Genomic DNA, 13,589 nt, shown 5'->3' with positions numbered 1-13,589 from the left:
TCGTAAAAAACACAGAAAAATATAGATAAATCAATGTTTTGTAAGGTGTGCATCTGTTTTCGTTTTTGGTAGAGCCCGTCCAGCTGGAATGTTCTCAGGGGCCGGTTCTCGAAAGGCGTACGAATTGTCATTCCTGCGGACGAACTCTCACCAAATCCGTTCAATTTCTGTCACGCCGGAGGTTTCTGCGTATTCGAATCTAACAATGGACCTTTTCAGGACAGGTGTTCGCGCCAGAGCGACAATTTTTCCTGGGTCGCCTTGTCGGAGAAGCTGAACAGCAAGAGATCGCTTTGCGCTGCAATGATCCTTTCCGACCAGCAGGGGCTGACGACGATTTCACCCGGTTTGAGATCATAGTCTTTACCGTCGATTGACATCGTCCCTTCGCCCTCGACAACGACATGAACCATCCCGTCGGTGCTGCGCATTGGCTGCGTACGGAAACCAGCCGGGGCCAGCCGGGCGAAGGCGGAAATTGTCGACATGACGGAGCCGCCGTCGACCGGATTGACGAACTCCATCAGATAGGCGTCGTGCGGATGCGGGTCATCCGAGCGGCGCATCACTTCCAGGGATTCACGCCACTCCTCAAAAGGATAGATGAAAAGCGGATTGGCGCGGACAGAAGAGGCTTCCACTCGCGCAGGGCGGAGATTGCGGCCCCAGCGGAAATTGGAATCGCCCGCTTCACGCGTGGCGGGCATGGCGCCGCGATCCTCGCGATGTTCCGCAAAGCTGCCGTCCAGCATCTGCACAAGCGGAATATCCAGCCCATCAAGCCAGATCATCGGCGTGTCGGTTTCATTGCCATGATCGTGCCAGAGCATGGACGGGGTGAGTTGGGGATTGACGCCATCGTCGACAAGGGAGCCGGGCAGGGGTGCCTGCTCCGGGCTGTTCGACAGATTTTCGATGCAAGCGACAACGCTCTGATTGCAACTGTGCGCCAGACTTCTCTGCTGCGAGGCGATGGCGGGTGCGGTTCGTATGGCGAGACGCTTCCCCCTTCAAAGCCCGTGCCCGACCGCGGTCCCGACGCTCGCATGGAGATTGAGACGAGGCCTGAACAGGCGCTGCTTTATCGTCTATCGGGCGACTACAATCCGCTTCACGCCGACCCGCAGGTTGCTGCCGACGCCGGTTTTCCTGCGCCAATTCTGCACGGCCTTTGCACATACGCGATAGCCGGAAAGGCGATCCTCGGCTGGGCTTGCGATAATGACCCGGCCTTGCTGCGCGGTCTGGATTGCCGATTCACCGCGCCCGTATTTCCGGGCGAGAGGCTGCTTGTAGAGATGTGGCGGTCGGCGACGGACGTGGTGGCGTTCCGGGCGTCGGTCCCCGCCCGTGAAACAATTGTTCTGGATTGCGGCCTGGCGCAGTTGGACTTCAAGGTCACGGATGCAGCCGTTCAAGGCGGCGCGGCGCAATCGCAGGATTTAAAAAACAAGGCCAAGACTGAGTCGCCGGCTTAAAGGAGGATGGTTTGAATAACGCGCAATCACCATTGGAGATCGCACAGATCGGAATTAACAGCTCTGATCTCGCAGGTTCGTTGCGGCTTTTCGTGGAGCTAGGCTTTCAGAATGCCGGAGGACACATGATCTGGGGGCAGCCCATGGCGATACAGGGGCTGCCGCCTTCTGCGCGCGGTCAGTTGTGGTGGCTGATCGGTCGGCAACGGCGCGTGCAGCTTGAATTCTTTCACCTGACCAACCCCGCCCAGCGACCGCTTCGCGACGATTGGCGGTGCTGCGATCTGGGGTGGATCCGCTTCGGCATTGCGGCGCCGGATCTCGATGCGGCGAAAGCTGTGTTGGCGAGATGGGACATCCCGATCACGGGAGAAATGGCGCAAGCGGGAGAGCCGCGGCGGCTGGCGTTTCGCGATCCTTTCAGCGGCTGCTTCGTTGAAATCATGGAAGATAGCGATGTCATTCCCGGCGGGCGCGCGCCGCATTTTCATGACGCCGGGCCGGCGGTGGTTTACGCCACTAGTTCGGTTTCGGACCTCGCTGCTGCGCGCGACTATTATTCGAATGTCCTCGAGCTCGATGTAACCGACGACTTGGCGATCCATGGACCTGAACATGAGGCCTTGTGGAGTCTTGATGGCGCCAGAAGCGAGAGCTTCGTTGTAAAGGGCGGCGGGTTCCTGCTTGAGATCGTTCAGTATCTCGATCCGGTCGGTCGTCCGAAAGCCGATGACTATACCGTGGCGGATCAGGGCATTTTGAATGTGGCGATCGTATCTCGCGATCTTGCGGTCGTTAAAAAGGCCGTCGACCGTGTGAGAAACGCCGGGTGGCGCGCCAGCGAGATGGTGACAAACGGCGAAGCAGGAGGAGCTTATATTCTCGAGCCCGAGCGCGAAGTTGAGATTGGCTCGCTCGCAGAAAAGGACGAGGCGATTTTCGGTTATGTTCCGTCTACCCCCTTTTTAGGGCAAATGTTTTGAGTCTTTCCCGCAGGCCGCCGTCAATATGGGCTGTTTGGGCGGACTGGTTGAGCGCGCCGGTTCAATCTTTCAGGTCGCAATAGGCGCTAAAATACAATCCGGTTAAGATCCGGAACCGCTGACAAAATCTCTTGCCATGAAGGAGCGCAATCAAATGACCCTTGCTACTTCCCAAAAAGTCTCATTCCTTTCCGGCTTTGGCTCGGTTACAGATGTGCCGCGGCTTCCCGACGGGTTCGCCGACACGTTCCAGAGCTACAGCGTCGATACTGGCAATGTAAGATTGCATGCGGTGATCGGCGGCTCCGGCGAGCCGCTGCTTCTCCATATCGGATGGCCGCAATGCTGGTTTGCCTGGCGTTACCTCATGCTGCCGCTCAGCAAACATTACACAGTGATCGCGGTGGACCCGCGAGGGCTCGGCATTTCCGCCAAGCCGGCTGACGGCTATGATGTGGACACCCTGGCCAATGACATGTTCGGCTTGATGGATGCGCTTGGCTATGACCGCTTTCTTATGGCGGGACACGACATAGGCCTCATCGTCGGCTATGTAATGGCCGCGAGCCGGCCGGAACGAATCAGACGCATCGCTCTGGGCGAAGGTCTGATCGTGGGCGCTTCGCCTTCACCGCCATTGATTCCGGAACATCGGCAAATGAACGACTTCCTGTGGCATTTCGGCTTCAATCGCGCGCTCGATATCAACGAACGGCTGGTGGAAGGCCGCGAGGATCTGTTCTTCAATTATCAGTTCGCCACCAAGGCCGCGTCGGAAGAGGCGGTGCCGAAATATGCGCGCGACTTCTACATCGAACTGATGCGCCGCGTTCCGGGAACGCTAAAAGCGAGCTTCGATCATTACCGCGCGCTGGATGAAACGATCCCGCAGCTGCGCCGCCACATGGCTGCAAAAGTCACCGTGCCGGTCTTCACGTTCGCCGGCGCTCTGGCGTGCGGAGATATGGTGGAGGCTGAGTTCCGAACACTGGCCGACAATGTTGAGGCGCTAGTCATATCCGAATGCGGTCACTTTCCACCGGAGGAGCAACCGGAGGCGCTGCTCGCCGCGCTCACCGGCTTCTTCGCCGCCTGAAGCGTGCGAAGGACGCACCTTCGAATTTTTCGCGATTGGGGCGATGTTCTGGAAATCAGTCAGCCTAGAAATCTTTTTAGATTAGCGCCGCGCGCGAGAAAAAGTCTGCTTTTCGCGGGCGGAATCGGCATCACGCCGATCCTGTGCATGGCGGAGCAACTCTCGCAGGAGAGCGGTGACTTCGAGATGCACTATTGCGCGCGATCCGAAGACCGGGTCGCGTTCCGTTCACGCTTAGCGGAATCGTCATATGCGGACGCCGTCCACTTTCATTTCGACGATCAAGACGTCAACCAAAAGCTCGATTTCGAATCTGTACTCGGCGAACCGCAGCTTGATACCCGTTTATATGTCTGCGGACCAAAGGGATTTATGGACGCTGTTCTTGGATTTGCACGAGATAGCGGTTGGCCGGAGAGCCAAATCCATTACGAGTGTTTCGAGGCGGAGGAGTTGGTTGAAGAGGACAGCAGTAGTTTCGATGTGAAGATCGCAAGCTCCGGGCAGACCATCACGATCCCCGCAGGAAAGAGAGTGACGGAGGTTCTCGAGGAACATGGGATTAAAGTTCCGACGTCCTGTTCGCAGGGGGTTTGCGGGACTTGCCTGACAGGCGTTCTGGAGGGGACGCCGGATCACAGGGACAATTATCTCACACCGGAAGAGCAAGAAGAGGGCAAGCTTTTTCTTCCATGTTGTTCTCGAGCAAAAACACCCTTTCTTGCTTTAGACCTCTAGGCTGAAATTAACAGGCCGCGCCTGTTCGAAAAATTTACCGTGCGACACGAGTTCGGGGACTCGACAGTCGATTTTGGGCCGTTGGCATTACAATATTGTTTCCAAACCGCTAATTGGCGAATGGCTATTAGCGCTGTTGCTTGTGTATATCCATAATTTTGTACCTAATCGAAGCTCTATCTGTTTGGCGCGCCCGGATAGCGGGAGCCGGATCAAGTGGGGAGACACTATCAAGTGCGAGCGGAAGCCATAATCTGTTTTTGGTTTTGGCCGGATCAATGTGATGCACGCATTGAAACCGTTGGCTGAGCGAGAGCTATATGGGCCTAACCTGGCGGTTTCCGCCTCCCGTACTGATCGGACACAGCTTGGGTGCTTCGAAAGCGCCTGTTGTTTCATTCGTGATGGAAGTCATCGGCCTGGTTTCGTCGAATGCCGCCAGTGAGATGCAATCTGCAAGCCCTTGTGTTACAAGCCTTCAATATCCATGCACTTTAGCGGGGGCGGAAACATGGAATGGGCGGCGGCGTTCTTCAAGAACATAGGCGATATCTACAACCATCCCGGTTATCTGGATAACATCACGGCGGGTCTCCATGTTATGGCGCTCGAAGTGATCCTGGTCACCGTCCTGCTGACGCGTCTGCTGCAACATATCGACTATAAGAACACGGAGAGAAAATGGCTTGACACCAGAAAACAACTTGCGACGGCTTTGCTTGTTTCGGGAGTGCAGCTTGCAAAATCCACGCTGCGGTTGTTTTCGTCAGAGGACGATGAAATCATTTTGAATGCAGATTTCGTCGAGCAATTGGCGCAGATCGAAACGGCTATCGACAATGTAAACGATCAAATCATGGTTCATTTGAATGCGTTGACGCCATCGCTCGTGCAGGAGATTTCCATTCTTTCGGCGAAGCTCGCAGGGTATCAGCATACAATCGGCATACTGAAGTCACGCGCCGGCAGCATCGAAATTCCGCGCTTTCAGGCCGATGCGATTGATGCGCAACGAATTTCCGGCGAGGCTTTGGCCCGGTCGCCGGAACGATGGGACGCCCTTGCGCAATCGGACTGGACGCTGCTCAGTCAAACCTATTTCGCAAAAATGTGCATGTATGCTATTCGGCATGGACACGATATCGCCGGTTATCTGACAGAGTTGGTCGACAGGTTTTACGATGCCGAGGACTTGCCCGCCCGATGGGAGACCTCAGCGGCTGATTGGCGTAGGAAGCTGATGGCGGACAATGACGCCCTGATCGACTGTGAAAAACATATTGTGGAAAAGGGGATTGTGTTGATGACCGTCAATCGCCCGTTCTGGAAGTGACCAGGATCCGGTTTGCGTTTAATCAGCGAGCTTTGGAAACGCGAGTTTCACAACCCCGGCGGTGTGGACGGTCATCCGGACGTCGTAGATAGGCTCCAGGACAGCCGGGTCGATGAGAGAGGCCGCCGGTCCCCGCCAGGCGATGCGACCTTCCTTAAGAGCTACAATTTCATCGCAATAGCGCGCCGCGAGATTGATGTCGTGCAGGATAATCAGAATTGAGACTGCACGCATGCGAGAGATGCTGCGCACAAGATTCATCGTTTCAATCTGAAAGCGTATGTCGAGCGCGGAAATTGGCTCATCCAGAATCAGGACGCTTGCCTGCTGCGCCAGAAGCATTGCGATCCAGCAGCGTTGGCGTTCTCCGCCGGAAAGAGTGTCCGTCGAGCGGTCTGCAAGCTTGTCCATGCCGGTGATGGCCAGAGCCTCGTCGACCGCCGCGCGGTCATCGGCGGAGAATTGTCCAAGGGCGCCGTGCCACGGATATCGCCCGGTGCGGACCAACTCATGCACGGTCAGGCCGGTGGCGACGGGGATGGATTGGGGAAGATATGCGATGCGGCGGGCGAAATCGCGCGCGCCGAAGGCGTCATAGGGTTTTTCATCGAGCCTGCATTCGCCGGAAGAAAGCGACAGCTGGCGCGCGACGACTTTTGCGAGAGTGGACTTGCCGGCGCCGTTGGGGCCGATCAGGCCGGTGACGCATAACGGCGCCAATCGGATGTCGATATTGTTGAGCAGGTTGACATCGCCAATCGACACGGAGGCGGCCTTGATCTCGACAGCGGCGCCATCGGCTTTCTCTGGCGTATCGCTCGTCGACGCCGGTGCTCCAGTCTGGATTTCGTTCATTGCTTCCTTCCCTTTGCGATCAGCAGAAGAAGAACGGGACCGGAGATCAGGCTTGCCAGCACGCCGGTCGGCAGTTGAAGCGGGAACGCAATGGTCCTCGCAAGGCTGTCGGCGATCGTCATCAGCGCGGCGCCCGTCAGCGCGCTCGCGACAAGACCCGCCGGCGCGCTTCTGACGCCAAGCAGGCGAACCATATGGGGCGCCATCAGCCCGACAAAGGTCAATGGTCCGATCACCGGGGTGGCGATGGCTGTCATCACCGCGACAAGTGCGAAGAGAGAGGAAAGCGCGAGCGGAACCCGCACGCCGACCCCGGCGGCGACGGGCGTTCCCAGGGGCAGGACGGCTAGCCAGCGCGAACCGAGCAATGCGACGCAGAGAAAGATCAGCGCCGCCGCGCACGCGCTCGCCGCCATCGTCATGTCGACGCCGCCGGCGGAGCCGGCCATCCAGGCGAGTAAGAGAACGGCGGACGGACTGCCGCTGGCGGAAAACACGCCGACGGCGGCGTCGACGAGCGCCGTCAGGGCGACGCCCGCCAGCAGCATCCGTTCGGGCGCCGCCGGTCCGCGAAACGCAATGTTGAGAACGAATACTAGCGCCGCGAACGATCCTGCCGCAGCCGCAAGGCCGAGACTGATTTCGGAGGCTGCGCCGCCCAGAGCGAGAACGATGGCCGCGCCCATGATCGCGCCGGCGCTCACGCCGATGATTTCGGGGCTGGCCATCGGGTTCTGCGTCACCCGCTGGAGGATGTATCCGCCAATCGCGAGAAGGCCGCCGGCGCCCGCCGCGCCAAGCGTGCGCGGCAAACGCCAGGGCATGATTTCGCCGAACATGTTGGCAGGCAGAATGAACCAGCTTCCGTCCGGCGCGCGGCCGATGAGCGGAAGGAAGCACAGACAAAGCAGGGCCCCCGCCGCAAGAAAGGCCCATACAGGCGCGTTTCGGGCCGGATGCGGCGTACGCACTGGCATGCTCGCATCGACCGCAAGAAGTTGCGGCTCGCGCGAGCGTAGCCGCGAAAGGAAGACAAGCAGCAGAGGCGAACCGATCACCGCCGTCACCGCGCCGGTGGGGATGAAGGCGCCGCCGTCCCCGCCTGTCACCTGAACCGCCAGGTCTGTGACCACAAGCAGCAGGGCGCCAAATATAGTCGACCAAAAGCACCGCGCGACAAATCGCTCAGCGCCGCACAGAGTTGCGAGGGCGGGCGCGGCAAGGCCGATGAAACCGATCACGCCGACCGCACTGGTGACGAACGCCGCCATCAGCACGGCGAGCCCAACCGCGAATATCCGGACCCGCTCGACCGGCACGCCGACGGCGCGCGCCGCCTCTTCACCGGCGTCCATGACTGACAGGGGGCGCATCAGCATCGCGAGAGGGAGCCCGCAAGCCAGCAGGCGCAGCGCCAGTTGAATGGCGGGCTCCCAGCTTTGCTGGCTCAGGGAGCCGGAGCCCCAGATGAAAAGACCGACCAGATACCGGTCCTTGAGCAGCACAAGGACGGTTGACGCGGCCCCGCAATAGAGACTGACCACGAGACCGGCGAGGATCATCGATAGCGGGGAATATCGCCGCGAGCCTGCAATCGCGAGGACGAGAAGGGTTGAGACGGCTGCGCCGGCGATCGCGACGAGATCCCGGCCAAAGCCGAGCAGGCCTGGCGCCAGGACGGCGGCAAGGGCGAGGGCGAGCCTTGCCCCGGCGTTCACCGCCACCGTGTCGGGAGCGACCAGAGGATTGCGAAGCACTTGCTGAAGGATCGTCCCCGACAAGGCGAGCCCGGCGCCGCAGAGAATCGCCATCGTTATCCGCGGCAAAGTCGCGTGCAGCAAGATGAGGCGCTCGAATTGCTCCTCAACCGAATCTGCAGCGAGGCTTGTTTGCAAAGGCTCGCGCAAGAGAATGGCGCCGAATATCACCGCGGCGGCCGATAAGGCGCCGGACAACAATCCTGGATCAAGCGTCCGTTTCAAGCTCTGTCCCATTTTGTTTCCAGATAGGCGAGCAGCAGCTTGGCGAAGCGTTGTGCGGAGGGCAGGGCGCCGAACATGAACACCGGGGGAATGCGTCCTTCGCGCCCGGCCTTGACGAAGGGCAGTTCGGTCCATAGCGGACTTGACGACAACGCTCGTGAAATATCCGGCGGAACGGGTTCGACCGCAATCAGTTCGACATCGGCTGCCGTGGCGAGGTCTTCCAGACCTACAGTTGCGAAGCCGAAATAGCCCACAGGTTTTCTCCAGCCGTTTTGGAGGCCGAGCCAGGCGAGCGTATCGGCGTAAAGACTGCTTCCGCCGTAAACGCGCGCATGGCGATTGTCGATGAAGCTGACAAGCAGCACCGGCCGTCGCTTCAGCCTGGAAAGACGCGCTTCCGCCTCATCGCGCAACGCGTCGAGCGCGGAAATATACGCGTCAGCCGCGTGCTCGGCGTCGATATGCGAGGCCAGCTTCCGGGTAATCCTGATGCGGTTGGCCAGCGGCGTGTCTGCGTGTTCATAGACCGAGAGATTGACCGATGGCGCGATGCGGTCAAGCTTCGGTTTGAAGCGCTCCAGAAACGGCGATATGAGAATGAGCCGCGGGCGCAACGCGGCAATGAGCTCGAAATTCAGTTCCTGTTGCAGGCCGAGATCGGTGACGCCATCTGGCAAGGCAGGCTCGACGACAAAGCGGCGCCAGTCGGCGGCGGCGACGACGCCGGCGGGCGGCTCGCCGAGGGCGATCATGGTTTCAGCGAGCGCCCAGTCGAGCGCGGCGACGCCGCCGCGGGACAATCCAGCCGGAGCGGGAGCGCAGGCAGCGAGCGCAGGCAGGCTCATCCCCTGCAACACTGCCCGGCGCGTGAGGTTCATGCCCCGCTTGTGCATTTCACTTTTCCGGCCTGCGTCCTTGCGCAACACAGTCGCGGATCGCGGCGGGATGAGCGAAGCGCCCCCCATGCCGGACGAGGTCAAAACTCGCCGGTAATTGAGAACGCCGCCGTTCGCGGCGCGCCGGGCGAGGTGGCGGCCCAATAACGCTTGTCGCCGACATTGGTCACGTTCACGCGCATCACGACAGTCTGCCCGAACAGCTCCGTTTTATAGCGCGCCCCGACGTCGACAAGCATGTAATCGGGAATCGTGCGGGTGTTGAGCGGATCCTGATATTGTTCTCCTGTATAGTAGAGACCGCCTGTGAAGGTCACGCCGGGCAGGATATCGGGGAAATATTCCGCATAGACCTTGAAGATTTCCTGCGCGACCCAGTTCGGCCGCCGCCCGTTGAGCGCGGGATCGGCGCTTTCGCGTATTTCAGCGTCCAGCAGGGTCAGCCCTGCGATGACGCTGAGTTCCCTGAAAGGTTTGCCGCTCGCGCTGAGTTCGAGGCCCCTGTGAACTTGAAGTCCGTCCTGGACATAAAGGCCCATCATCGTTCCGTCGTCGGAACGCTCGCTCGCCTTTTCGATCTGGAAGAGCGCGCCGGTGAGAAGAACGCCCTTGAGATTCGCCTTGGCGCCGATCTCGAACTGCTGACTCGTCAAGGGCTCCAGGATCTGGTTGGCGTTGGCGTATGTGGGGCCGACGATGGCGCCTTGTTCGATCGACTCCATGTAGCTCGCATAGGCGGTAAAATTATCATGGGGCTTGAACAGCAGCGAGGCCGTGGGGGTGAGCGCCGTTTCGTCGTACAGCGTGCCGGGCAGCGCCGCGCCGGTCGCGAAGTCGAAACTTTCCGAGCGAATGTTGCTGAGATTGAGCCCGAGCAGCATCGACCATTTTTCGCCGAACGCAATGTCGTCGCCAATAATCCCGTTAAGATTGCGGCTTCTTGCATTCACGATCGTGTAGGAGTCGTCGATATCCCAGTCCGGGACCGGCAAGTCAACGACAGAGCGGTCGGAAAGCGCGTAGACGTAAGGATCGGAGAAGAAAGAGGGAAAGCCGTTTGACTGGATCGCGAGGCTGTTGACGAAGAAATGCCCGTTGGTGCCTATGGTGAGCCGGTGTTTTACCGGTCCCGTGGAGAAGGCGCGGTCGACATAGAAATATCCGCCGTTGGTTTTCGCCCCGTTGCGTCCGCCATAGAGGGTGAACTGGAATTCCGTATCGCCTGGCAGGAGGCTGCCAAGGGGATAGACCAGCGAGCGCGTATCCTTCTTGAAGGCATAGGCGGCGCGGATCGCCCAGTCGTCGGAGGGGGCATAGGCGAAAGTTGCGCCGGCGTCCCTCGACTCGACGTCGAGATAGGTGTCTTTCGGCGCGTAAAGTTTCGATCCGTCGATGGCGGGCGGGACGTTGCCGTTCAGGAAAAACTGAAACTGACGCCCATTGAGTTCGTAATCTTTCGTCGATAGAAAAAACTCAAGCGCCATATCATCGGTGGGCCGCCAGTCCGCCGCAATGCTGACCATGCCGCGCTGAAGCGACTGATGGTCGATTGGCGTGTCGCCGTCCTGATAGAGCAAGTTGAGCCGGTAGCCAAAACGGCCCTCGGCGCCAAGCGCGCCGCCGAAATCCGCATGGGCGTAAAACTGTTCGCCGCCGTAATTGCCGAGGGTGATGTTGCGCAAATCATATTCGGTCGGCCGTTTAAGCTGGTAGTTGATGACGCCGCCGACGGGGCTTGCTCCATACAGAAAGCCGGACAGCCCGTTGAGCAGTTCCAGCTGCCCGATCTCCTCGACGAACACGCCCATGCCGAGATTGTTGTTTTGCACGCCGTTGACATAGGCTCTGGCGACATTGAAGCCGCGCAGCGTCGCCTGTGCAATGTTGTTGACGTCCTGGGACTGGCCTGCCTGGACAAGAGGGCTCGCAGTGAACAGGGAATCGAGATTGCGCGCGACGGTGTTTTCGATGAATTCGCTCGGCAATACGGTGATGGAATAGGGAACGTCCTGGATCGACCGCCCGCCCCAGGGGCCGGTGGTGGCGACGGTTTCGGGCTTGTAGCCGTCTGTGGATTTGCTTTCGCGTTTGCCGATAACGATAATCGTCTCGGGCGAAGCGCCCTCGTCCCTCTCGGTCGATTGACTTTCCTCGGAGTTCGCGAGTGCAGGTGCGATTGAGGAAAAGCCGCAACATAAGACAAGACCGCAATGTGCAATGGTGCAACACCAGCGCAACGATTTGCGGCGCCGTGCGAGAAGCGTGCGTGTTTCCCCATGACCGTCCGACAATTCAGCCAAACGGATGCGTCGATCGTAATTACTCACTTGATCCCCCTCAGGTATTCCCCTTCTGCCCCCCATTTATCCGCAAAGAACAGCATGCGGTTGGCAATATAGACGACCTGTAAACGTCTCACAATAAGACTCGCGCGGGCTTTTCGAATTTGCAAAGTCAATCCGGACAGCGCGACGACAGAAACATACCGCGCACAGATTGAGAGAGGTTGTTATCGTCAACGCGCTATTGACAAAACCCCGATGGTGGCCCAACCCCTTTGAACGTCTCCTTTGCCAATTTGTACTACCTCAAACCGGCTGCGTTCAAAGGGGTTGGGTCACCAAAGGCCTTGCGCAGATCCTGAAGCGAGGCTTCCTCGGCGATGAGTTCTGTGGCGCGCGCCTCGATTTTCGCCCGGCGCGCTTTCGGCAGGGATTTCATCACCTCATTCAATGAGCGGGCCATCGGATCAACCCTCCTTGTTCTCTTTCAACGCTCCCAGATGCTGATCAAATCTTTCGTCAGCGGTTTTGATCAGCCTTTTGTAAAACTTCTTTTCGTTTCCGCCGGACTTGTCCGCCGCCACGAGAATGACGGCCTCGCGTTTCGGATCGAAGGCGAACGCCGCCCGCCACACGCCGTCATCAGCTTCAAATCGCAGCTCCTTCATATTGGCGTGCTTCGAGCCTTTCACCGTATCGACACGCGGGCGGCCCGCCGCCGGGCCGAAGGTTTCGATCACGCGCGCGCGTTGATAGTTCGAAACTAAAAAATGGGGTTACGATTTTTGCTCGCTATTCCATTGAATATGTTGCGAAAAATTTGTGGCTCCCCTTCGTGAATGCGTATCGAACTTTGTGTCAGGCGCCGGACGCTGAATTTTTTGCGCTTTTACATCATTTTAACTCCTGAAGCACTGGTAACGTCGCTGCCCATCTGGCCTGGAATTTCTGGCTAACTACGACTTTTAGAGGTTGGCCGTCCGCAGGCGGTCGGGAGCGATTTCTGGATCGAACAAGTTTGAGGATGCGTTTCGAAATGGCGTCTCAGCAGCGGATGAACCGGATTGGAGTGACAAGGTCATTGCGGAGCGTGAACGCGCATTGCGTCTGCGTTTGCTTTCATATTAACCCGACGCGCGCATTGTTGGTCTGCGCTTTGATTCCTCTCCTTTCCGTTTGCGCTTGATTGGTGCGAACTGGCTAAGCATGAGCCATTCCGGAAATCTTTTTTTTAGCGTCGCTGGTCCGGCAAGCTTGATTCGCCCCGCGCGAATCTCTGCGTGCAAATCGCGAATGCCTCGCCACGCCTCGACAAAAATACGGATATCGGAACTGACAACGAGATCGACATCGAACCCCGGCGGCTTCAGGCACATGTCGATGGCGCCGCCTTCACCGACCAGCCAGAAACGGCGATACTCGGTGGGAACGCCAGAAAATTCAAACTGCAAAACGGTGCGCTCCGCCGGCATCGCATCGGTGTTCATCCTGAGATGCATGCTCCAGGCCAGAAATCCCGGATCGAGATCGTCGTCTTCCATATCGCGTGCCCAGCGTTGTCCCCATTCGGCGAGACCATTCAACAATGGCTCCAGTTCAAGCGCCGCCTTGGTCGGCCGATAGCGCGCATTTTTTGCGCCTTTCACCTTTTCACGTTTCACAAGTTCAGCCTGTTCGAGCTCGGAAAGGCGCGACGAAAGAAGCGACGGCGAAATGCGCGGCACGCCGCGATAAATGTCGCTGAAGGTCGCGCAACCTTCAATGACGCGGCTGAGCACTAGAATAGTCCACCGTCCGCCCAGCGTTTCAGTGGCTAGCGCCAGCGGACAATACTGACCATAGCCTGCGCGTGATCGAGATTTCACCGTCATCAGCGCCGCTCCCGCAATTGCTACAGTTTTAATAGTAGCGCATTGGCCCCCTCGCCACTACCGTTTGCCTTT

12 protein-coding genes and 1 pseudogene are annotated in these 13,589 nt (G+C 58.7%); 5 read left to right on the top strand and 8 right to left on the bottom strand.

The genetic code is table 11. The features are described 5' to 3' along the window. Positions 1-215: 215 nt before the first annotated feature. Positions 216-707, bottom strand: a complete 492-nt coding sequence (locus tag CW354_RS23545) for a cupin domain-containing protein (protein ID WP_165793818.1) — start codon at positions 705-707, stop codon at positions 216-218. Positions 708-725: 18 nt separating this feature from the next. Between CW354_RS23545 and CW354_RS18395 the strand changes: the two genes are divergently transcribed. The 5 genes from CW354_RS18395 (at position 726) to CW354_RS18375 (ending at position 5,628) form a co-directional block, all read left to right on the top strand. Further along, positions 726-1,478, top strand: a complete 753-nt coding sequence (locus tag CW354_RS18395; RefSeq protein WP_165793817.1) for a MaoC family dehydratase — start codon at positions 726-728, stop codon at positions 1,476-1,478. 125 nt (positions 1,479-1,603) lie between these two features. Further along, the gene (locus CW354_RS18390; protein ID WP_104831526.1) at positions 1,604-2,461 is read left to right on the top strand and encodes a hypothetical protein; all 858 of its coding nucleotides are present in this window, start codon (positions 1,604-1,606) and stop codon (positions 2,459-2,461) included. A 154-nt stretch (positions 2,462-2,615) separates the two neighbouring features. Next, positions 2,616-3,557, top strand: a complete 942-nt coding sequence (locus CW354_RS18385; protein WP_104831823.1) for an alpha/beta fold hydrolase — start codon at positions 2,616-2,618, stop codon at positions 3,555-3,557. 3 nt (positions 3,558-3,560) lie between these two features. Beyond that, complete coding sequence (locus CW354_RS18380) at positions 3,561-4,295, top strand: PDR/VanB family oxidoreductase (RefSeq protein WP_104831525.1); 735 nt, start codon at positions 3,561-3,563, stop codon at positions 4,293-4,295. A 511-nt stretch (positions 4,296-4,806) separates the two neighbouring features. Beyond that, a complete protein-coding gene (locus CW354_RS18375; protein WP_104831524.1) occupies positions 4,807-5,628 on the top strand; it encodes a hypothetical protein in 822 nt (273 codons plus the stop codon). A gap of 18 nt (positions 5,629-5,646) precedes the next feature. Here the strand turns inward: CW354_RS18375 and CW354_RS18370 are convergent, their stop codons facing one another. From CW354_RS18370 to CW354_RS18345, 7 genes and pseudogenes are all read right to left on the bottom strand, one after another. Continuing rightward, the gene (locus CW354_RS18370) at positions 5,647-6,483 is read right to left on the bottom strand and encodes an ABC transporter ATP-binding protein (RefSeq protein ID WP_104831523.1); all 837 of its coding nucleotides are present in this window, start codon (positions 6,481-6,483) and stop codon (positions 5,647-5,649) included. After that, positions 6,480-8,465: a Fe(3+)-hydroxamate ABC transporter permease FhuB gene (gene fhuB / locus CW354_RS18365; protein WP_165793816.1), complete on the bottom strand. Its 1,986-nt coding sequence runs from the start codon at positions 8,463-8,465 to the stop codon at positions 6,480-6,482. Before fhuB ends, CW354_RS18370 begins: the two co-directional genes overlap by 4 nt. Next, on the bottom strand, positions 8,462-9,361 hold the full coding sequence (locus tag CW354_RS18360; RefSeq protein ID WP_207764908.1) for an ABC transporter substrate-binding protein: 900 nt from the start codon (positions 9,359-9,361) through the stop codon (positions 8,462-8,464). Before CW354_RS18360 ends, fhuB begins: the two co-directional genes overlap by 4 nt. An 83-nt stretch (positions 9,362-9,444) precedes the next feature. After that, positions 9,445-11,691, bottom strand: a complete 2,247-nt coding sequence (locus CW354_RS18355) for a TonB-dependent siderophore receptor (RefSeq protein ID WP_165793815.1) — start codon at positions 11,689-11,691, stop codon at positions 9,445-9,447. A gap of 256 nt (positions 11,692-11,947) precedes the next feature. Beyond that, complete coding sequence (locus CW354_RS23540) at positions 11,948-12,109, bottom strand: hypothetical protein (RefSeq protein ID WP_165793814.1); 162 nt, start codon at positions 12,107-12,109, stop codon at positions 11,948-11,950. Between the two features lie 4 nt (positions 12,110-12,113). Then, a pseudogene (locus CW354_RS18350) lies at positions 12,114-12,389 on the bottom strand (type II toxin-antitoxin system RelE/ParE family toxin); the annotation flags it as partial. A 381-nt stretch (positions 12,390-12,770) separates the two neighbouring features. Then, positions 12,771-13,517, bottom strand: a complete 747-nt coding sequence (locus tag CW354_RS18345; RefSeq protein ID WP_104831519.1) for a winged helix-turn-helix transcriptional regulator — start codon at positions 13,515-13,517, stop codon at positions 12,771-12,773. Positions 13,518-13,589 lie beyond the last annotated feature (72 nt).

It is taken from the genome of Hyphococcus luteus (assembly GCF_002943565.1).
Taxonomy (GTDB): domain Bacteria; phylum Pseudomonadota; class Alphaproteobacteria; order Caulobacterales; family Parvularculaceae; genus Hyphococcus; species Hyphococcus luteus.
Note: the sequence above shows the minus strand (reverse complement) of the source record. Positions and strands in the feature narration are given on the sequence as shown.

Excerpts from the sequence above, each read along its gene's own strand:
- CW354_RS23545 (WP_165793818.1), bottom strand. The coding sequence starts at position 707 with ATGCCCGCCACGCGTGAAGCGGGCGATTCCAATTTCCGCTGGGGCCGC.
- CW354_RS18395 (WP_165793817.1), top strand. The coding sequence starts at position 726 with ATGTTCCGCAAAGCTGCCGTCCAGCATCTGCACAAGCGGAATATCCAG.
- CW354_RS18390 (WP_104831526.1), top strand. The coding sequence starts at position 1,604 with ATGATCTGGGGGCAGCCCATGGCGATACAGGGGCTGCCGCCTTCTGCG.
- CW354_RS18345 (WP_104831519.1), bottom strand. The coding sequence starts at position 13,517 with ATGACGGTGAAATCTCGATCACGCGCAGGCTATGGTCAGTATTGTCCG.
- CW354_RS23540 (WP_165793814.1), bottom strand. The coding sequence starts at position 12,109 with ATGGCCCGCTCATTGAATGAGGTGATGAAATCCCTGCCGAAAGCGCGC.
- CW354_RS18385 (WP_104831823.1), top strand. The coding sequence starts at position 2,616 with ATGACCCTTGCTACTTCCCAAAAAGTCTCATTCCTTTCCGGCTTTGGC.
- CW354_RS18375 (WP_104831524.1), top strand. The coding sequence starts at position 4,807 with ATGGAATGGGCGGCGGCGTTCTTCAAGAACATAGGCGATATCTACAAC.
- CW354_RS18360 (WP_207764908.1), bottom strand. The coding sequence starts at position 9,361 with ATGCACAAGCGGGGCATGAACCTCACGCGCCGGGCAGTGTTGCAGGGG.
- CW354_RS18370 (WP_104831523.1), bottom strand. The coding sequence starts at position 6,483 with ATGAACGAAATCCAGACTGGAGCACCGGCGTCGACGAGCGATACGCCA.